Source organism: Caniella muris, assembly GCF_943193035.1.
Lineage (GTDB): Bacteria > Actinomycetota > Coriobacteriia > Coriobacteriales > Atopobiaceae > Granulimonas > Granulimonas faecalis.
Map to the genome: position 1 here is coordinate 242,847 of NZ_CALPCK010000001.1, position 19,761 is coordinate 262,607.

The window sequence follows — 19,761 nt, forward strand, 5'->3', positions numbered from 1 at the left end:
GCGCGGCGGTTCAGGTATAACCATCAGAATGAGCTTGAGGAATGCCGTCGGAGAGGGGAGGGGCATGGACGAGGGACGTCGCGACGGGGTCGACACCGCGTCTTCCGCCGACGCCCCCGTGGACCGCCCCGTCGACCCCGTCGTGGACGTGGACGGCCTGGAGCTCCCCGCCGACGGCCCCGCGCCCCAGGCCCTCGAGGCCGCGGAGCAGCCGCTGGAGGACGCCCTGGGCTTCTTCGACGTCGACGGGGCTGATGCGGGGAACGCCGAACCCGTTGCCCCGTCTCCCGGTGCCGGCCCCGCCTCCGAGCCCGCCCGCCGCGCCAAGCCCAAGGGCCTCCGCATCGGCGTGGCCGGCGCCGCCCACCGCGCCCCCAAGAAGGCCAAGGCCGGTTCCAAGGCCGCTGCAAAGCCCAAGGGGTCCCCCGCGGGCCCGCGCACCCGCGTGGGCGAGGAGGAGAGCCGCGACAAGGCCAAGGCCCGCAAGGGCGCCCTGTTCATGGCGGCGGTGCTCGCCGTCAACATGCTCTGGATCGTGGTCTCGGGTCAGTTCGACGAGTTCGTCGACGCCCTCCACAACGCCGAGGCCGGCTGGTTCGTGGCCGGGCTCCTCGTCATGGGGCTCAACTTCGCCTTCGGGTCCCTGGCCTTCGTGCTGGCGGCCTACATCGACCCCGACAGCCCCCTGGGCCTGCGCGACTGCATGTCCGTGGAGGCCAACGGCGTGCTCTTCGGCAACCTCACGCCCATGAGCACGGGCACCATGCCGGCCCAGATCTTCCGCCTCACCCAGGCCGGCCTCGACGTGGGCGAGGCCTCCGCCACGCAGCTCACGCGCTTCGTCATCTACCAGGCCGGCGAGGTCGTCGTGGCCGCCGTCCTGCTGCTCCTGCGGTTCGACTTCTTCCTCCAGACCTACGGCGACATCGTCTTCGTCAACATCGTCGTCTTCGTCATCCAGACGGCTCAGGCCCTCGGCCTGCTCTGCGTGTGCCTCTTCCCGCGCTTCGTCAACCGCGTGGGCCACTGGGGGCTGGGCTTCGCCAGCCGCCACGGCTGGCTCTCCCGCGAGCGCGTCGATCGCTACGAGGACGTCCTCCAGACCCAGGTGATGTCGTTCGGGGGCACCTTCCGCGACTCGTTCCGCCACAAGGAGTCCCTCGCCCTCACGCTCCTGGTGACGCTGGGGCAGATGCTCGCGTTCTACGCCGTGCCCTGGTTCGTGCTCCGCGCCTTCGGCGGCGACGCCGACTTCGTCACGTGCCTCGCCGCGGCCTCCATGGTGCAGATGATCGGCAACTCCGTGCCGCTGCCCGGCGGCACCGGCGGCAACGAGGCCGGCTTCGCGCTCTTCTTCGGCCCCATCTTCGGCAGCGCGGCCGCCGCCGGGTTCATCGTCTGGCGCCTCATCACGTTCTTCATCCCCACGGTCGTGTCGCTGCCGCTCACCACGCTGCGCTCGTCGCACCGCCGCTCCATCTACCAGCGCTGGCAGCGGTTCCGCACCCGCAAGGGGCGCGTGGCGCACGTCTCGGTGTCCAGGCGCGGCCGGAGGCGCTGAGGCCGAACGAGCCTGCCTGCTTGACTGCCCGCCCGCGGGGGCCGGCCGCCTACGGCAGCCGGTAGCCCTCCGCCGGGTCCACCGTGCCGTCCTGCAGCGCCCGGATGAGGCCCGGCGCCACGTGGCAGTAGCCGCCGGGGTTGCGGTCGAGGTAGCGCTGGTGGTACCCCTCGGCGGGATAGAAGCCCTCCACGGGTCCCAGCTCCACGGCGAACCCGGGATGCCTTCCCGCCACGGCGCCCGCCACGGCGAGCACCTCGCGCTCCGTGGCGGCGTCGCCCGGCTCCCAGAAGACGCCGGCCTGGTACTGCTCGCCCACGTCGTTGCCCTGGCGGTTCCTGGCCGTGGGGTCGATGACGGCGAAGAACGAGAAGAGCAGGGACCGCGCGACGTCGTCGCCCCCGCGGAAGGTGCAGCGCACGCACTCCCTGAAACCGGTGCCGCCGGCGCACACGCGCTCGTAGACGGCGTCCTCGGGCCTGGCCCCGTTGGCGTTGCCCACCACGGTGGACGTCACGCCGGCCATGCCCTCCATCAGGTGCTCGATGCCCCAGAAGCAGCCTCCGCAGAGGTACAGGGTCCTGTCCATGGGGTCCTTTCCGGTCGCGGCCTCAGGATCCGAGCCGCTCCACGAGCCCGCGCATCCGCTGGCGCACGGTGGGGGAGGACGGCTTGGTGGAGACCATGGTAGCCGCGCCGCAGAGCGCGGTGTAGCCGTAGAACGTCACGAGGCGCCATACGAGGTAGCCGGCCGTGGCAGCGGAGCCGAACACCGGCCCCAGGAAAAGCGCGAAGGAGGCCTCGACGCCGCCGGTGCCCCCCGGCAGCGGGATGGAGCTCGCCACGAACTGCACGAGGGAGCCCGCGGCGCAGGTGACGATGGGGTCCTGGTGGATGCCGAAGGCCCCCAGCACGAACCACGGCGACACCCACAGGCACGCCTGCTGGGCCATGGAGAACGCGAGCATGACGGCCATGGTGCCCCGGTGGCGCACGGCCGTGCGGAACGTGGAGGAGAACTGCGCCACCTGCGTCCTCACGGAGGAGCGCCAGCCCTCCGTGCGGCTGCGGAGGCCGAAGAGGTTCCTGCGGTCCACGAGGTCCAGGGCGGAGAGGGCCACCTTGGTCACCCAGTCGGGGAACAGGCAGGCGGCGAGCAGTACCGCCATCTGGGCGGCCTTGAAGGCGAACAGGAACAGGTTCACGAACATGACGGCGCCCACCTGCGCGTAGAAGCGGTCCCAGGTGAGGGCCAGCAGCGCGCCGCCGAGCACGATCTCGGCCGTCTGGAACATGAGGAAGCGCGTGATCTGCACGGCGCCGGCCGCGCCGAGCCCCAAGCCGCCCTTGACCAGGCGCCAGATCTGGCCCGGCACGGCCCCCGCCATCATCGGGGTGAGGTTGCCGAAGAAGGTGCCGGCGGCCTCCGCCGAGCACAGGTCGAGGAAGCCCGCCGGGGCGTCGGGCGTCACTGCCACGGTGGTGACGAAGGCGAGCGTGCCAAAGAACAGGTAGGCCACCATGACGGCGAAGGTGGCCCAGACCCAGGGCGCCTGGACCCGACCCAGGGCGTCCATGAGCGCCGGGCCCCGGCCGCTGCCCTCGATGTAGACGAGGAGCGAGGCGAACACGGCCGCCATGAACAGCGCCCCCACGACGGCGCCCTTGCGGTCGGGCTTGGCCTTGGGGCCGGGGGCCGCCGGGGCCCGGCCGCCCTCGGGGACGTCGCGCCCCTGCTCCCAGGCCTCGAGCGCCGCGACGGCCTGGCCCTTGGTGGCGTAGTCCAGGACGTCGGGGGCGTCCCCCGTCTTTGGCTGCGTGCGGGTGACCGGTGGCACGAACGGCTCCTCTCCGGGCTCGGGGCTTGTCTGGGTAGGTCCCTACCCAAAGAGCACCCGCCGCCGCATCGGGCCGCCGGAACGGTGTATCAGGGGCTTCAGTCCCAGGAGCCGCAGGCCGCGCAGGCGCTCGGGCAGGCGGCGAGGCCCCCCTGGGCGGTCTCGCGGAGGCTCACCGGCAGCGCGTTGCCCACGAGCGTCATGGCCTGCACGGCCTCGTCGAAGGGCACGGGGCAGCCCACGGACGAGAGCGCCAGCTGGGCCGAGGTGAAGGCGTTGGCCACGCCGATGGCGTTGCGGTTCTGGCACGGGAACTCCACGAGGCCGCCCACCGGGTCGCACACGAGGCCCAGGAGGTTGCCGAGGGCGATGGAGGCCGCCGTGAGGCAGGTCTCGGGGCTGCCGTAGAGCATCTGGCAGAGGCCGGCCGCGGCCATGGCGCTCGCGGTGCCCACCTCGGCCTGGCACCCGCCCTCGGCCCCCGACACGCTGCCGTTGGCCATGACGACGGCGCCCACGGCCGCGGCGCACCAGAGGGCGCCCTCCAGCCGCTCCTGCGCCCCCAGGGCGTCGGCACAGGCGATGAGGGCGCCGGGCACGACGCCGGCCGAGCCCGCGGTGGGGGCGGCCACGATGACGCCCATGGCCGCGGAGCGCTCGAGGACCGCCATGGCGCCGGCCACGGCGGCGGAGAGGGCGCCTCCCAGGAGCGGGGCGGCGAGGGCGGCCGAGCGGCGCTCCACGGCGCGGGCCTGGCCGTGGAGGAACCCGCCCAGGGAGCGCTCGGGGCGCTCCACGGTGGCGCGCACGGAGACCTCCATGGCCCGGCGCACCCGGCCCATGGCCTCGTCGGCGGCCAGGGCCCCGCCCACGGCGAGGCCGGCCTCGCGCTCGCGCATGACCGAGCCGATGGACGCGTGGCGCTCCCGGCAGAGGGCGAGGAGGTCGGCACCGCAGGAGAAGTCGGGCCCCTGGGGCCCCTCGGCCGCAACGGGAAGGGCGCCGGGGATGGTGAGGGACGTGGCGAAGATGACGCCGGGGGCGGCCCCCACGGCGGCGACGAGCTCGGCGGGGAGGGCCTCGTCGAGCTCGGCCACGGTGTAGGCGTCGCCGCCCCGGCTGTCGCGGAACGTGCGGATGGTGGCGATGTTGATGGAAGCAGCCGAGAGGGCCCCCGTGAGGCGCGCCAGGACGCCCGGGCGGTCCCCGTGGTGCACGAAGAGCGTGGGGTACTCGCCGGCCACGTCCACGGCCACGCCGCCCACGGCCGAGAGCCGCACGCGGCCGCCGCCGACGGACTCTCCGCGCACCGTGAGCGACCCGCCGTCGTCGAGGCCCATGGCGATGTCCACCGTGTTGGGGTGCAGGCCCGTCCCCTCGTCGGACGTGCGGAACGAGAAGGCGAGGCCCTGCCCGTCCGCCAGGGAGAAGGAGTCGCGGATGCGCCCGTCGTCGGTGTCGAGGCCGAGCATGCCGGCCACCAGCGCCTTGTCGGTGCCGTGGCCCAGGTAGGTCTTGGCAAACGAGTTGTAGAGCGTGAACTCCACGGAGGACACCCGCCCGGGGGCGATCTCGCGGGCCACGCGGGCCAGGCGCAGGGCGCCCGCCGTGTGGGAGCTTGAGGGCCCCACCATCACGGGGCCGAGGACCTCGAAGGCGCTGGGCAGCATGGCGGCTAGGCCTCCCTGGAGCCGGCGGCCACCTTGGCGATGGCGGCGTCCAGGCGGGCGAGGGCGCGGGCACGGCCCAGAAGCTCTATGGAGGCGCCCAGGGGCGGCGAGACGAGCGAGCCGGTCTCGGCCGCGCGGACGGCCGCGAAGAACTTGCGCTTGTTGGTGCCGAGCTCCTCGGGCAGGGCCTCGAGGGCGGCGTCGACGGACCCGGCGTCGAAGTCGGCCAGGCCCTCCAGGGCGGCCCTGGCGGCGGCGAGGGCCTCGGCGGCGCCGTCCTTGGCGAGCGCCTTGGTCCAGGCCTTCTCCTCGATCTGCGGGGCGTCGCCGGAGTAGAGGAACGCGGTCAGCCCCTCGACGTCGGAGGCGCGCTTGGTGCGGGGCTTGAGGATGGCGGCGAGGGTGCAGTACCACTCGGGCCGGGCGTCCACGCAGCCGCGCTCCTCGCGGCCGGCCGCCACGAGGGCGGGCTCGAGCACGCGGCGGGCGAACTCGAGGTCGTCCATGGCCTCGTAGTACCGCCCGTTGATCCAGTCGAGCTTGGCCGGGTCGAAGGTGGCCGGGTTCTTGGACACGTGGTCGAGGGAGAACTCGCGGGCCAGCACCTCGCGCGGCACGATGGTGGTCTCGCCGTCGAGGGACCAGCCGAGCAGGGCCAGGTAGTTCACGAAGGCCTCGGGGTCGTAGCCGGCGTCGCGGTACTCCTCCACGGAGGTGGCGCCGTGGCGCTTGGAGAGCTTCTTGCCGTCGGCGCCCAGGATCATGGAGATGTGGGCGAACTCGGGCACGGGGTAGCCGAGGGCCTCGTAGACCATGACCTGGCGCGGGGTGTTGGACAGGTGGTCGTCGCCGCGGATGACGTGGGTGATGCCCATGAGGGCGTCGTCCACCACGGTGCAGAAGTTGTAGGTGGGGGTGCCGTCGGAGCGCACGATGACGAAGTCGTCGAGCTCGCGGGCGTTGAAGGTCACCTCGCCGTGGACGGCGTCGCGCACCACCACGTCGCCGCGGTCGCGGGGCACCTTGATGCGCAGCACGTGGGGCTCGCCGGCCTCGACGCGGCGCCGGGCCTCGGCGGGGTCGAGGTCGCGGCAGCGGCCCTGGTAGCCCTGGAAGGGGTCCTTGCGCTCGCGGGCGGCCTCGCGGTCGGCCTCCAGCTGCTCGGGCGTGCAGAAGCACGGGTAGGCGCGGCCCTCGGCCACGAGCCTCTCGGCCGCCTCGCGGTAGATGTCCAGGCGCTCGGCCTGCTTGTAGGGGCCGTGGTCGCCGCCCACGCCGGGGCCCTCGTCCCAGTCCAGGCCCAGCCAGCGCATGGCCCGCAGGATGACGCCCTCGTTCTCCTTGGTGGAGCGGGCCGGGTCGGTGTCGTCGATGCGCAGGATGAAGGTGCCGTGGTTGGCCCGGGCGAAGGCCCAGTTGTAGATCGCGGTGCGCGCCCCTCCCACGTGGAGCTTGCCGGTGGGGGACGGCGCGAATCGGACGCGGACGGCTGTGTCTTTCAAAACTGCTCCTAACACGGGGTGCAATGCCAACCCATGGTACTACGGCCCCTGGGCGCCGCGGCGCCCCCTCACATCACCTTCGTCGAGGCCAGCTGGTGCTCCATCCACTCGTTGAGGCGGATGAGGGGGCGCCGCAGGAAGAGGCCAAGCACCACCGACGGGACGATGAAGGCCAGCAGCGCCAGCATGTGCCACAGGTAGTCCATGCCGTAGACCCCGGCCACGGCGCCGCGCATGAGCTGGATGGCCTGGACGAACGGCAGGAACGGGTAGGCCGCCTGGAAGGGGCCCGGCAGCATCTGGGGTGGGAACGTCCCGCCGGAGCCGGCCACCTGGATCACCAGGAGGAACACGGCGATGGCCTTGCCCACGTCGCCGAACGACACCGTGAGGGCGTACATGATGTTGACGTCCACGAAGGCGCAGGCGAAGCACGCCAGGAACATGAGGCCGGGGTGGACGCACTGGATCTGCAGGTAGAAGAGGTCGCCGGCGCACACCAGGGCCGCCTGGAGGAGCGCCAGCAGCACGAAGACGCCCATGCGGCCGAAGTAGGCCTGCCAGAGCCTGGCGCCGCCCACCTCGGCGAGCTCGCGCTCGCTCGGCTGCACCTTGACGATGACCACGAGGATGAGCGACCCCACCCACAGGGCGAGGGTGGTGTAGAAGGGGGCCATGGCGCTGCCGTTGTTGGCCACGGGGTAGACGGCGTTTCGCTCCAGCTCCACCGGGGCCGAGAGGAAGGCGGCCAGGGTCGCGGGGTCGCCGCCGAGGATGCGGCGAAGCTGGTCCATGTCGCCCGAGGCGAGGGCCGCGTCGATGCGGCCCTGGAGGTCCCTGAGGTCCGAGGCGCTCGCGGCGAGGTCGTCGGCGGCCCCGGCGAGCTCCGACCGGATGGAGGAGAGGTCCGAGGCGGCCTGGCCCGACACCGCCGAGAGGCTCTCCATGGAGTCGTCCAGGGAGCTCTGGACGGCCGAGGCGTCCGCGCTGGCCCCGTCCACGGCCGAGGCGAGCGACGCCAGGGACCGGCCGAGGGTGTCGCCGTAGGTGGTGTCCGCCCCCTTCACGGCGTCTTTGGCCTGGCTCACGATGCCGTCGAGGCGCTCCTTGGCCCCTGCGGCGTCGGTGGCGCCCCGGCGCAGGTCGGACGCGGTGGCGGTGAGGGAGCCGCCCAGGTCCCCCAGGGTCTGGGAGGCCGACGAGAGCGACGAGAGGGCCCGCTCCGCCGCGGCGATGGCGCGGTCCACGGCGGCCAGGGCGGCCCGCTCCGGCTCGGTGACCGACCCGTCGGACGAGGCCGCCTGGTCGAGGGCGTCGCGGATGGACTGGAGCTGGTCCCTCTGGGCGGTGAAGCCCTCCACCAGGGCGTCCACGGCCTCCTTGCGCTCCTGGGCCGTGCCGGCAGCGGCGTCGAGGCCGTCGGCGACCGTCTGGGTCTTGTCGCCGGCGTCGGCGAAGGCGGCGTCGATCTTGGCGGAGACGGCGTCCAGGGAGTCGGCGGAACCGGAGAGGGCGCCCTCGATGGCGGAGTCCGCCGACCCGAGGGCGTCGTCGGCCGAGCGGACCCCCGAGGCGGCCTGGGAGAGCGCCTGGGGGATGGAGGCCCCCTCGGGGGCGGTGGTGTCGAGGAGCCCCTGGGCCCCGGAGAGCAGCGACGAGGCCGAGCCCACCAGGGAGGCGTAGGCGCGGGCGTCGGAGGCCGTGCGGTCGAGGGAGTCGGCCGTGGTGCCCACGCTGGCGCGCAGCCTCTGGGCCAGGGAGGAGATGGCGTCGGAGTCCAGGTAGTCGGAGAGCGACCCCAGGGCCGACGTGCCGATCCTGCCCACGGTCTCCACGAAGGTGGTGTCGATCTGCTCGCGCAGGGCCCCCGAGGCCTTGTCGGTCACCACGTTGGCGATGGCGTTCTCCTTCTCGTTGCTGTAGAACTCCAGCGTGGGCTTGGCGGCGTCGTCGTCGAGCACGCCAAGGAGGTCGCGGGAGAAGTCCGGCGGGATGATGATGGCCGCATAGTAGGTGCCCGCCTCGAGGCCGCCCATGGCGTCGTCCTTGTCGGTGATGACCCAGCCGATCTGGTCGTTCTCCCGCAGGGCGCTCGTCACCTTCTCGCCCACGTTGATGTCTATGGGCATGAGGTCGCTCGTGTAGCCCTCGTCGGTGTTGGCCACGGCCACCTTGACGTTCCTGGTGTTGGCGTAGGGGTCCCAGCTGCCGGCGATGTTGAACCACGCGTAGAGCGACGGCACGATGATGAGGCCGATGCACACGATGCCGGCGATGACGTTCATGGTGGCGTGGCGAACGTCGAGGCAGAAGAGCTTCCAGACCTTCCTCATCGCCCGTCACCCCCTTTCCCGCGGTCGTCTTCCGCCGGTCCGTCGCCGTCCCTGCGCTCACCTGCCTTGGCGTCCTTGAGCAGCTGCGCCAGGCTCCCCTTGGGCCACCCCATCCGGGAGAACGGGGCGATGGGGGCCACCTCGCGGTCGAGGCTCTCTCCCACCATCTCGAGGAGCCGGTCGCGGGGCAGCGACGTGAGGTCGGTCTTCTCGTTCATGCGCTCGTGGAGGTACTCCACCACCACGAGGAAGGCGATGAGGGCCAGGATGGCGCAGATCCATATCACCAGGACGGTGAACTTGACCTCGGGGCCCGCCGCGAACATGGGCACGAGCAGCACCGTGGAGCACAGCACCAGGCAGCGGAAGCCCACGTGGACCATGCGCTGGTAGTGGCGGTTGAACCAGGTGCAGCGCTCGTTGAAGACCTTGAGGTAGGACTCCGAGTCGAGGGCGGCCTTGAGCAGGGTGGAGAGGCGGAAGTGGGCCTCGGGCGGCTCGGTGCGCTCGCAGATCATGAGGTCGGTGTCGCGGAGCTTGGCGTCGAAGAGGCGGTTGAGGTTGAGCAGGTAGCGCCTGAGCACCACGCCCACCAGGAGCGAGGGCACCACAAAGAGCAGCAGCATGAGGAGGTCGTGGCCGAAGTGCCCGTCGTAGAAGCCGGCGATGGCCTCCCGCATGGCGTTGTTGCCGTAGGTGAAGGGCAGCCACGGGGAGAGGGCGCGGAAGAAGTCGGGCTGCATCTGGATGGGGTAGAGGCCCGACGACCCCGGGATCTGCAGGATGACGATGAGCACGGCGAGGGCCTTGCCCACGTGCTTGAAGGCCACGGCCAGGGCGTAGACCATGTTCACGTAGACGAACGACTCCACGACGCCGGCGAGGATGAAGGCGGCCGGGCTCACGCACTGGATGCCCAGGACGAGGTCGCCCACGCAGGTGATCAGCGCCTGGAGCACGCCCACCACGAACAGCAGGAGCCACCGGCCGAAGTAGGCCTCCCAGGGCTTGAGGTTCTCGATGCCCTCGCGGTCCACCTCGAGCTTGTAGATGGACACGAGCACGAACCCTCCCACGAAGAGGGCGAGGTCGGTGTAGAAGGGGGTCACGCCGGACCCGTAGTTGGCCACGGGGAAGACCGCCTTCTGCTCGATGGCCACCGGCGAGCCCATGAAGTCGGCGAGGCGCCCGGAGTCCACCTCGGTGAGCTCCTTCAGGGAGGAGAAGGCCTCGGAGCTCGTCACGGCCGCGAGGTCGGCGGAGAGGGAGTCGAGGGTGCCCATGGCCCCGTCGAGGGCCTCGCGGGTGTTGCCGAGGGCGCCGTCGGCCTCCTGCACGGTGGCGACGAGCTGGCCCAGGGACCCCTTGGCCCCCTCGATGGAGGTGGAGAGGGAGGCGAGGATCCCCTGGAGCGACGAGCCGGCCCCGGCGAAGTCGTCCAGGGCCTGCCCCGCCTGGGGCAGGGAGTCGCGGGAGAGCGACTCCCGGGTGTCGAGGAGCCCGTCGGCGGCCCCCTTCACGGCGTCGTTGACCCCCTGGGCGCCGGAGTCGGCCGCCGACGTGGCGTTCTTCACGGCCTCCGAGAGCTTCGAGAGCCGGTCCAGGGCCTCCTGCTGGGCGTCGAGCTGGGCCTGGATGCGGCCGGACTGCTCCTGGAGGCGCTGCTTGAGCTCGGCGACGCGGTCGCCGAGGGGGCCGTCCACGGGCAGGTCGGCCACGGCCTGGTCGAGGCGCTGCTTCGCCTGGGAGAGGCTGTCCTGGGCCGACTGCAGCTGGGCCGCGGCCGAGTCAACCGTGGCCTGGGCGCCGCCGATGTCGCCCGCGAGGGCGCCGATGTCGTGGGAGGCCGTCGACGAGATGCCGGCCATGGTGGTGGCGCCGCCCACGAGGGCGTCATCGAGGCGGGAGGAGAGGGTGCGGGCCTGGTCCCTGGCCTCGCCGAGCTGGGAGAGGGCGGAGCCGAGGGTGTCGGAGGAGCCCGACACGGTGGAGGAGAGCCTGTCCAGCACCCCCTGGGCGTCGGTGGCCGCGGCCTGCGCCGACGTGCAGGTGGCGCGGGTCTTGTCCACGAGGCCGCCGATGGCCTCCAGGTCGCCCTTGGCCTCGCGGATCCTCGCCGACGCGCTGTCGGCCGCCCCCTGGGTGCCCTGGGTGACGTCCCCGGCCAGGGTCTTGGCCTTCTCGGTGACCACGTCGGTCACGGTGGAGACGAACTGCTCGTTGACGGTGCTCTCCACCGTGGAGGCCCCCGAGTCGGTGACCTTGGGGGCCACCGCGTTGAGCTTCTCGTTGACGTAGTACTCCAGCTTGGGTCGGTCGAGCCTGCCGGTGACCACCGAGGCCAGGTCCGCCGAGAAGTCCTCGGGGATCACGATGGCGGCGTAGAAGCGGCCCGAGTCCACGCCGGAGAGGGCGTCGTTGCGGTCCACGAAGGTCCACCCGAGCTTGTGGTTGTCCTTGAGGGCGTCCACCACGGCCTGCCCCACGTCCACGTGGCCCTGGCCCTCCACGTCGGCGCCGACGTCCTCGTTGGCCACGGCCACGGCGATCGTGCCGGTGTTCTCGTAGGGGTCCCAGTTGGCCAGGATGTTGAACCACGCGTAGAGGGCCGGGATCACCGCCACCCCCAGGGTGACCACGAGGGCCACCGGGTTCTTGAGGATGCGGACGATGTCCCGCTTGAATATCAGAAGTATGTTGTGCACGCGTCTCCCCATGGAAGGTCGAGGGTCTGCAGGGCCGTCCCGAAAATCCCCAGTATGGCCCCGTCCCGTCCCGGAGGCGGGGGAGGGGTCCGCTTGTATGCCAGCTGCCGCGGCCCTTTGCCCCGGATTCCCGGTGGCGCTACGCTCTTTGGGCCTTGGGGACCCGCGGGGGACCATCGAGGCGATTTTTCCGGATTGTTCCACTCCCCCCGGGGTAATAACGTGGGGACTGTTTTCGCCGCACGACGCGGCATGGCGCCGCAAAGGAGACTCTATGGCCACTGAGACCCATTACTTCACCTCCGAGAGCGTTACCGAGGGGCACCCCGACAAGATCTGCGACCAGGTCTCCGACGCCATCCTCGACGCCATTCTCGCCAAGGAGGCCGACCTCGAGGCCAAGGGCTACGTCTCCCCGTCGGGGCGCCACGCGAACGTGGACGCCGTCCGCTGCGCCTGCGAGACCTTCGTCACCACCGGCACCGTGCTCGTGGCCGGCGAGATCCGCACCCAGGCCTACGTGGACGTGCAGCACATCGCCCGCGACGTCATCCGCGAGATCGGCTACGACGACCCCGCCTACGGCTTCGACGCCGACACCTGCGGCGTCATCAACATGATCCACGAGCAGTCCCCCGACATCGCCATGGGCGTGGACGAGTCCTACGGCGCCCAGCGCGGCGAGGCCGCCGAGCTCGAGGACCGCATCGGCGCCGGCGACCAGGGCATGATGTTTGGCTACGCCACCGACGAGACCGAGACCCTCATGCCCATGCCGGTCCACCTGGCCCAGCGCCTCTCCGAGCGCCTGGCCAAGGTGCGCAAGGACGGCACCGTGTCCTACCTGCGCCCCGACGGCAAGACCCAGGTCACCGTGCGCTACGAGGACGACGAGCCCAAGGCCGTGACCGCCGTGGTCCTCTCCACCCAGCACGACCCCTCGGTGGAGTCCATGGACGTCATCAAGCGCGACATGATCGAGCATGTCATCGCCCCGGTGCTCGACGGCGAGGGCATCGACTGGTCCGACGCCGAGATCTACGTCAACCCCACCGGCCGCTTCGTGGTGGGCGGCCCCATGGGCGACACCGGCCTCACCGGCCGCAAGATCATCGTCGACACCTACGGCGGCATGGGCCGTCACGGCGGCGGCGCCTTCTCGGGCAAGGACGCCACCAAGGTTGACCGCTCCGCCGCCTACGCCGCCCGCTGGGTGGCCAAGAACGTGGTGGCCGCCGGCCTCGCCAAGCGCTGCGAGGTGGAGCTCGCCTACGCCATCGGCGTGGCCTACCCCATCTCCGTGCTGGTGGACACCCACGACACCGGCGTGGTGCCCGACGCCGTGATCGAGCAGGCCGTCAAGGAGGTCTTCGACCTGCGCCCCGGCGCCATCATCCGCGACCTCAAGCTGCGCCGCCCGATCTTCCGCAAGACCGCGGCCTACGGCCACTTCGGCCGCGAGGACGCCGACTTCACCTGGGAGGCCACCGACAAGGCCGACGAGCTCAAGGCCGCCGTGGCCGCCCTCACCGAGTAGCCCCGACATTGTGGCGACCGGTCGCCGGCCGCTCTGCAACGGGCCGCAGCCGCCCCGACGACGGTTCGGGGAGGTTGCGGCCTTTTCCGTGGAGGGCGACGTCGGTGATCGCGGTTTCGGACGGTCGCGGGCGGCCTCGCGGGTGGCCGAGGGGTCTGAAATCGCGGTCGCTGACGGGGGTTGTCGCCATCGGGTGGCCCGGAGCGGCATGAAACCGCGATTGCATGCCGCTCCGGGCCGTGGCGTCCGGGTCTCGGCGGTCCGAAACCGCGATTTCCGACAGGAGCGCCGGCCGACAGGGGCGTCGACACAGGCGCCGACAGGCGTGTCGCCAAGGGTGCCGGCCGAGAGGTGCGCCGCCTTCGTGGCGCTTCCTGCCAGACGGCCCGGTGGGGCTACACTGGATGGTCCTGCCAGCCCCGGCCCCAGGGAGAGCCCGTGCCCTTCGCCTCCGTCGTCCTCGACATCCCCACCCGCGCCCTCACGGAGCCCTACGACTACCGGGTGCCCGACCGCCTCGCCGGGCAGGTGGACGTGGGTGCCACGGTGCTCGTCACCTTCTCGGGCCGCTCCGCCGTGGGCTACGTGGTGGCCATGGACGAGGAGCCCCCGGCCGGCGTCGACCCCGCCAAGGTGCGCGACGTCGAGGAGGTGCTCGCCGCCCCTGCCTTCGACCGGGTGTCCGCCGGCCTCGCCCTCTGGATGGCCCACGAGTACGCCGCACCCCCGGCCTCCTGCCTGAGGCTCCTCCTGCCGCCGGGCCAGACGGTCAAGGTGGTGCGCGACGACGGCTCGGGGCCCTGGCGCCTCGTCAACGAGCAGGTCAAGGCCGCCGACGACCGCTGGGTGCGCCTGGGCGAGGGGGCGGACGGGTACGAGCCGCGCAGGAACGCCGTGCGCCAGCGCGAGCTCCTCGCCGCCCTCGCCGAGGGGCCGCAGCGCCTCGCCGAGCTCAAGGCCGTGGTGTCGGGAGCCCAGGGGGCCGTGACGGCGCTGGCCAAGAAGGGCGTCGTGGTGGTGGAGAGTCGCCGCACCCAGGGACCGGCCACCACGCTCTCCAGCGCCCGGGCCGCCCGTCCGGAGCGCCTGTCGGACGGTCAGGTGCGGGCCCTCGACGCCGTGGACGCCGCCGTGGCCGACGGCTCCGGCGGCGTGGTGCTCGTGGACGGCGTCACGGGGTCGGGCAAGACGGAGGTCTACCTCTCGGCCATCGAGCGGATGCTCGGGCAGGGGAGGGGCGCCGTGGTGCTCGTGCCCGAGATCTCGCTCACGGCCCAGACCGTGGGCCGGTTCCGCAGCCGCTTCGGCGACACGGTGTCCATCCTGCACTCGCGGCTCTCCACCGGCGAGCGCCGCGAGCAGTGGGAGCGCATCCGCTCCGGCGAGGCCCGCGTCGTGGTGGGCGCCCGCTCGGCCCTGTTCGCGCCCATGGCCGACCTCGGCCTCGTGGTGGTGGACGAGGAGCACGAGCACTCCTACAAGCAGGACCAGGCGCCCCGCTACCACGCCCGCGACGTCGCCGCGGAGCTCGCGCGCCTGCGCGGGGGCGCTCTCGTGCTGGGGAGCGCCACGCCGTCCATGGAGGCGGTGGCCCGCTGCGCCCGCGGGTCGTGGCGCGGCGCTTCGTGGACGTCGGTGACCATGGAGGAGCGCCCCGGCGGGGCGACGCTGCCCGCGGTGCAGGTCGTGGACATGCGCAGCCAGTTTGCCGCCAACAACAACTCGCCGTTCTCGGCACCGCTCCGCAAGGCCCTGGTCGAGAACTTCGAGGCGGGGCACAAGTCGGTGCTGCTGCTCAACCGCCGCGGGTTCGCCACGTTCCTCATGTGCCGCGACTGCGGGTGCGTACCCACGTGCCCGCACTGCTCCACGGCGCTCACCTACCACGAGCGCACCCACGAGCTCGCCTGCCACTCCTGCGGGCGCACCTGGCCCCAGGCGGCGTTTCCCAACCCGTCCACCCACTGCCCGGCGTGCGGCAGCCGCTACCTCGCCGCCTACGGCGTGGGCACCCAGCGCGTGGAGGACGAGCTGCGGATGATGCTGCCCGACGCCCCCGTCGTGCGCATGGACGCCGACACCACCCGGGGCAAGGGGGCCCACCAGGCGCTGCTCGAGGAGTTCGACGCGGCGGACGGCGCGGTGCTCATCGGCACGCAGATGATAGCCAAGGGCCTGGACTTCCCCGAGGTCACGCTCGTGGGCGTCATCAATGCCGACACCACCCTCAAGCTGCCCGACTTCCGCGCGTCCGAGAGGACCTACGACCTCCTGGAGCAGGTGGCGGGCCGCGCGGGCCGCGGCGACGACCCGGGCCGCGTGCTGGTGCAGACCTACTGGCCCACGCACCCGGCCGTGACGTGCGTGGCCGGCCACGACCGCGCGGCGTTCAGGGCCTTCGAGCTGGCCGACCGCGAGGAGGCCGCCTACCCGCCGTTCAGGCGCCTGGGCAACGTGGTGGTGTCGGGCGTCAACGGGGCGCTCGTGGAGCGCGTGGTGGCCCAGGTCGCCGCGGCGCTGCGCTCCCAGGCCGAGGGCGAGCGGGGCTGGCAGGTCGTGGGGCCGGCGGAGTGCGTGAAGGGCAAGGTGGCCGACCGCCTGCGGCGCCACGTGCTGGTGAAGGCGCCGGTGGACGGCGACCTGGGCGGCTTTCTGGCCAGGGCCTGCTCGGCGGTGGACAGCCGGGGCGTCTCGGTGGCCATCGACGTGGACGCCTACGACCTGCTGTAGGCGGCGGGCGTGGCGGCGGGCTTCGGTGAGTGGCTTCAGGGGCTTCAATGAGCGGTTTCTGGGGGTCCAGGGGCTTCGGTGAACGGGTTTTCACTCACCGAAGGGTCGTCTACGGGCGGTCGCCGTCGCCCCTCCACAGGTAGGCGGACGACCTCCCCGACCCCAGCAGCTCCAGCAAGCCGTCGCGCCGGGCCTGCGCGAGCACCCTCTTGACCGTGATCTCGGAGATGTCGGGCAGGGCGGCCAAGATGTCCGCTTTCCGGAACGGGCCTTGGTGGAAGGCCATGAACTCGACGACCCTGTCGCCCTTGGATGTCGGGGCATCTCCCCGGGCCTCGAGCCTCCGGCGAGCCTCTTGCTGGCACTCCGCCAAGGTCTCGAGGTGGAAGACGAGAAACGGCCTCGGGTCCGACGCGTTCTCGTGCCATCCCATGGAGGATGCCTGCAAGGCGTCGTAGTACTCGGGACGACGGCGCTCTATGACGGCCTCGAGGGGGGAGTAGAGCACAGCGTCGTACCCGTCCTTGAGGAGCAGGAGCTGTGTCAGGATCCTGCTCATGCGTCCGTTGCCGTCCGAGAACGGGTGAATGCAGGTGAAGTCGAGGACGAAGGCGCCACAGAGGAGGAGCGGGCTAACGCCGCCGCCCTCATGGGCCGCCGACCATGCCCGGCAGAGCCCCTCCACGGCATCCGGCGTCCTGCTCGCGGAGACGGGCTTCGGTATCATGTGGGCTAGATTGGTATCAGCCATGCAAATCATGATACTGGTACTGCGCCGGGCCTGTCACCCCTCCCAAAACAGAACAGATGTACGCTATACTGGAGAGAGACCCCCTCCCGCGTCGCCCCGGTGCCGCGTCTTTGCCCATGGATCGCGAGGGGAGGGCTCCATGGACCACCGTTCCTTCGGCTACGCGCGCGTGTCGTCCGCAGACCAGAACCTCGACCGCCAGCTTGACGCCTTCGCGGAGCTGGGGCTCGACGCCGTGTACGAGGACAAGGCCAGCGGCAAGGACTTCGACCGCCCGGGGTGGCGCCGCCTCAAGCGGCGGCTCAGGGCGGGCGACGTCCTCTACGTGCTGAGCATCGACCGCATCGGCCGCAACTACGACGAGATAATCGCGGAGTGGCGCGAGCTCACACGCGACAGGGGCGTGGACATCGTGGTGCTCGACATGCCGCTGCTGGACACGCGCTCGGACGCCGAGGGCGTCACGGGCGCCTTCATCTCGGACATAGTCCTCCAGCTCCTCGCCTACGTGGCCCATCTCGAGAGGGAGAAGATCCGCGAGCGGCAGGCCCAGGGCATCGCCGCCGCACGGGCCCGCGGCAAGCACCTCGGGCGCCCCAGGATCGCGCGCCCCGACTGCTACGAGGCCGTGAGGGAGGAGTTCCTTCGCGGCGACCTTACCCGCAGGCAGGCGGCCCGTCGCCTCCATGTGAGCGTCTCGACCTTCGACCGCTGGAGGGCCGAGGACAGTGCCTGCGCCCAGACGACGGATTGACCGGGAACGGTGGGACCGTCTGCGCTTCTCCTGTGAACTTCGCAGAACGTAGTCGTTTTGAGGAGCCCCCTCAAGCGCCTTCTCGAGTGCTGACCCGCCGCGAAATGTGCAGGTAGTTACTTCGGTTCATTTTCAGATAATACCCTCTCAAAACGACTACCTTTTCGTGACCTTGGGCCACCCGCCGCGTCCGTTCGAAGGACGCAAGCGTGGGAGAGAGCCAGGTCAAATCGCGCCGGCGTGTGGTGGAGCACGGCGAGGTCTTCACCGCGGAGCGCGAGGTAAACGCCATGCTCGATATGGTGAGACAGGAGACGGAGCGCATAGACTCCCGGTTCCTCGAGCCGGCGTGCGGCAACGGCAACTTCCTCGCCGAGGTGCTCCGCCGCAAGCTCGCCGTGGCAACCAGGCGCTGCAAACGCGATGCCGCCGTCTGGGAGCGTGACGCGTTCGTTGCCGTGGCGAGCCTCTACGGGGTGGAGCTGCTCGAGGACAACGTCGCGGAGTGCCGCGAGCGCCTGCTCGGCATCGTGGCCGGCGAGTGGCGTTCCGTCTGCAGGTCTGCCGGTAACCCCGCCTTCTTGGACGCTGCAGCCTATGTGCTCTCCCACAACATCCAATGCGGCGACGCACTCACCATGAAGACGGCCCAGGGCGAGCCCATAACGTTCTCCGAGTGGTCCCTCGTCTTCGGGGACAAGGTCAAGCGCCGCGATTACCGGCTCTGCGACCTGCTAGAGAACCAGGAGGATACGCCGAGCCTGTTCCCTTCCACGGGGACGGCGTGGGGCGTCGAGGAGGGGACGAACGTCCGCCTCGCCCCTGTGGTGGCGGAGTTCGAGCCCACCTCGATCTTCGAGGTGGTGGACCATGGCTGACCTCTTCACGGAGACCTACAACCCCGACGTCCTGAGCTGTTTGGCCAACCTCTCCAACGACGAGGTGTTCACCCCGCCGGAGGTTGCCAACCAGGTGCTGGACATGCTTCCAGAAGAGATCTGGAGCGATTCCGACGCCACGTTCCTGGACCCTGCGTGCAAGAGCGGCATCTTTTTGCGCGAGATCGCGAAGCGCCTGATCACGGGGCTGGAGGACAAGATCCCGGACCTCGATGAGCGTTTGGAGCACATCTACAAGAAACAGCTCTTTGGCATCGCCACCACGGAGCTCTGCAGCTTGCTCTCGCGCCGCAGCCTCTACTGCTCCAAGTACCCCAACTCCAGGTACTCGGTTGTGCATTTTGATACCGCCGAGGGCAACGTGCGCTACCGCCGCACGCATCACACCTGGAAGAACGGCAGGTGCGTGTGGTGCGGGGCGGCAAAGGTCAACTACGACAGGGGCGAGAGCCTCGAGCAGCACGCATACGAGTTCGTCCACCCGGCAGACCTGAAAGAGATAAAAGAGATGAAGTTCGACGTAATCGTGGGCAACCCGCCGTACCAACTGAGCGACGGAGGTAATGGAGCGAGCGCCAGTCCTATCTACCAGCTGTTTGTTTCCCAGGCCATCAAGCTCGCCCCTCGTTACTTGATTATGATTACTCCTTCCCGGTGGCTTGCAGGCGGAAAGGGTCTAACGCAGTTTCGAGAGGACATGCTCTCAGATCGACATATCCGTAAGCTGGTCGACTACATCAATGCAAAAGACTGCTTCCCGCAAAACAGTGTGAGCGGTGGTGTCAGCTACTTCTTATGGGACAGAGATGCGGAAGGGGATTGCGAGGTAGCGACGATTATCGGGCCCTCGAAGAGCACCATGACACGCTCTTTGAAAGAGTTCCCCGTTTTTGTCAGACAAAACGGAGCCGTCTCTATAGTAAGAAAGGTCCTCGCGGCTGGATTCCCCGCGCTTGCCACAAAGGTATCGTCGCGTAATCCCTTTGGTCTCCCCACGTCAGAGCGAGGCCATACGGTGAAGAGCGACGGTGACCTTCTGTTGATTTCTTCCAAGGGGCGTTCGTATATCGCAAGAGGGCAGGTTGACTCGAATGAGTATGTGGACTCCTATAAGGTCATGATTAGTCGTATTACCTACGAGCACGCAGGTGAGCCAGATAAAAATGGTCAAATGCGGGTTTTGTCTCGTATCGAGGTGCTTAAACCTGGTGAGGTGTGCACGGATTCATATTTAGTGGTTGGTCCTTATGAGACGCTGGATGAGGCTGAGCATGTCTCTTCACTACTTAAAAGCAAGATAGCAAGGCTACTCATCGCCCAGGCGCTGACATCGATCAATCTGAGTCGAGACAAGTTCGCCTTTGTGCCGGAAATAACCAAGGGCTTACGTGTGGATGACACGAACCTCTACGCAGAGTTCTCACTGTCATCTGAAGAGCGCAATTACTGTGAGGCTTTGATAACGGAATTCGGTGACTGAC

The 19,761-nt window shown here is 70.1% G+C and carries 13 protein-coding genes; 6 read left to right on the top strand and 7 right to left on the bottom strand.

Annotated elements, in window-relative coordinates; all coding sequences use genetic code 11:
* Positions 1-64: 64 nt before the first annotated feature.
* Positions 65-1,561: a lysylphosphatidylglycerol synthase transmembrane domain-containing protein gene (locus NFR49_RS01045; RefSeq protein ID WP_251157851.1), complete on the top strand. Its 1,497-nt coding sequence runs from the start codon at positions 65-67 to the stop codon at positions 1,559-1,561.
* Between the two features lie 49 nt (positions 1,562-1,610).
* Here NFR49_RS01045 and msrA read toward each other — a convergent pair whose 3' ends face one another.
* From msrA to NFR49_RS01085, 6 genes are all read right to left on the bottom strand, one after another.
* Positions 1,611-2,150: a peptide-methionine (S)-S-oxide reductase MsrA gene (gene msrA, locus NFR49_RS01050; protein ID WP_251157852.1), complete on the bottom strand. Its 540-nt coding sequence runs from the start codon at positions 2,148-2,150 to the stop codon at positions 1,611-1,613.
* A 22-nt stretch (positions 2,151-2,172) separates the two neighbouring features.
* Positions 2,173-3,399, bottom strand: a complete 1,227-nt coding sequence (locus NFR49_RS01055; RefSeq protein ID WP_251157853.1) for a lysylphosphatidylglycerol synthase transmembrane domain-containing protein — start codon at positions 3,397-3,399, stop codon at positions 2,173-2,175.
* A 98-nt stretch (positions 3,400-3,497) separates the two neighbouring features.
* Positions 3,498-5,069: an L-serine ammonia-lyase, iron-sulfur-dependent subunit beta gene (gene sdaAB / locus NFR49_RS01060; protein WP_251157854.1), complete on the bottom strand. Its 1,572-nt coding sequence runs from the start codon at positions 5,067-5,069 to the stop codon at positions 3,498-3,500.
* Between the two features lie 5 nt (positions 5,070-5,074).
* On the bottom strand, positions 5,075-6,571 hold the full coding sequence (gene gltX, locus NFR49_RS01065) for a glutamate--tRNA ligase (protein WP_251157855.1): 1,497 nt from the start codon (positions 6,569-6,571) through the stop codon (positions 5,075-5,077).
* Positions 6,572-6,639: 68 nt separating this feature from the next.
* Positions 6,640-8,904 carry a YhgE/Pip domain-containing protein gene (locus NFR49_RS10130; protein WP_275557124.1) on the bottom strand — a complete coding sequence of 755 codons (2,265 nt, stop codon included), beginning with the start codon at positions 8,902-8,904 and terminating at the stop codon, positions 6,640-6,642.
* Positions 8,901-11,609, bottom strand: a complete 2,709-nt coding sequence (locus NFR49_RS01085; protein ID WP_251157856.1) for a YhgE/Pip domain-containing protein — start codon at positions 11,607-11,609, stop codon at positions 8,901-8,903. Before NFR49_RS01085 ends, NFR49_RS10130 begins: the two co-directional genes overlap by 4 nt.
* Before the next feature lie 274 nt (positions 11,610-11,883).
* Between NFR49_RS01085 and metK the strand changes: the two genes are divergently transcribed.
* Together metK and priA are read left to right on the top strand one after the other, a co-directional pair.
* A complete protein-coding gene (gene metK, locus NFR49_RS01090) occupies positions 11,884-13,146 on the top strand; it encodes a methionine adenosyltransferase (RefSeq protein WP_251157857.1) in 1,263 nt (420 codons plus the stop codon).
* 438 nt (positions 13,147-13,584) lie between these two features.
* Positions 13,585-15,876: a replication restart helicase PriA gene (priA, locus tag NFR49_RS01095; RefSeq protein ID WP_251157858.1), complete on the top strand. Its 2,292-nt coding sequence runs from the start codon at positions 13,585-13,587 to the stop codon at positions 15,874-15,876.
* A 109-nt stretch (positions 15,877-15,985) separates the two neighbouring features.
* Here the strand turns inward: priA and NFR49_RS01100 are convergent, their stop codons facing one another.
* Positions 15,986-16,603: a Fic family protein gene (locus NFR49_RS01100; protein ID WP_251157859.1), complete on the bottom strand. Its 618-nt coding sequence runs from the start codon at positions 16,601-16,603 to the stop codon at positions 15,986-15,988.
* Positions 16,604-16,766: 163 nt separating this feature from the next.
* On the opposite strand from NFR49_RS01100, the gene NFR49_RS01105 reads away from it, so the two are divergent.
* From NFR49_RS01105 to NFR49_RS01115, 3 genes are all read left to right on the top strand, one after another.
* On the top strand, positions 16,767-17,381 hold the full coding sequence (locus tag NFR49_RS01105) for a recombinase family protein (RefSeq protein WP_251157860.1): 615 nt from the start codon (positions 16,767-16,769) through the stop codon (positions 17,379-17,381).
* A 209-nt stretch (positions 17,382-17,590) separates the two neighbouring features.
* Positions 17,591-18,259, top strand: coding sequence for an SAM-dependent DNA methyltransferase (locus tag NFR49_RS01110; protein WP_251157861.1), 669 nt, complete (start codon positions 17,591-17,593; stop codon positions 18,257-18,259).
* Positions 18,252-19,760 (top strand): Eco57I restriction-modification methylase domain-containing protein, encoded by a 1,509-nt coding sequence (locus NFR49_RS01115; RefSeq protein ID WP_251157862.1) that lies wholly within the window; start codon positions 18,252-18,254, stop codon positions 19,758-19,760. The genes NFR49_RS01110 and NFR49_RS01115 overlap by 8 nt, the downstream gene beginning before the upstream one ends.
* Position 19,761 lies beyond the last annotated feature (1 nt).

Coding starts and splice junctions, on each gene's coding strand:
- msrA (WP_251157852.1), bottom strand. CDS start 2,150: ATGGACAGGACCCTGTACCTCTGCGGAGGCTGCTTCTGGGGCATCGAG.
- NFR49_RS01045 (WP_251157851.1), top strand. CDS start 65: ATGGACGAGGGACGTCGCGACGGGGTCGACACCGCGTCTTCCGCCGAC.
- NFR49_RS01100 (WP_251157859.1), bottom strand. CDS start 16,603: ATGATACCGAAGCCCGTCTCCGCGAGCAGGACGCCGGATGCCGTGGAG.
- NFR49_RS01105 (WP_251157860.1), top strand. CDS start 16,767: ATGGACCACCGTTCCTTCGGCTACGCGCGCGTGTCGTCCGCAGACCAG.
- metK (WP_251157857.1), top strand. CDS start 11,884: ATGGCCACTGAGACCCATTACTTCACCTCCGAGAGCGTTACCGAGGGG.
- sdaAB (WP_251157854.1), bottom strand. CDS start 5,069: ATGCTGCCCAGCGCCTTCGAGGTCCTCGGCCCCGTGATGGTGGGGCCC.
- NFR49_RS10130 (WP_275557124.1), bottom strand. CDS start 8,904: ATGAGGAAGGTCTGGAAGCTCTTCTGCCTCGACGTTCGCCACGCCACC.
- NFR49_RS01115 (WP_251157862.1), top strand. CDS start 18,252: ATGGCTGACCTCTTCACGGAGACCTACAACCCCGACGTCCTGAGCTGT.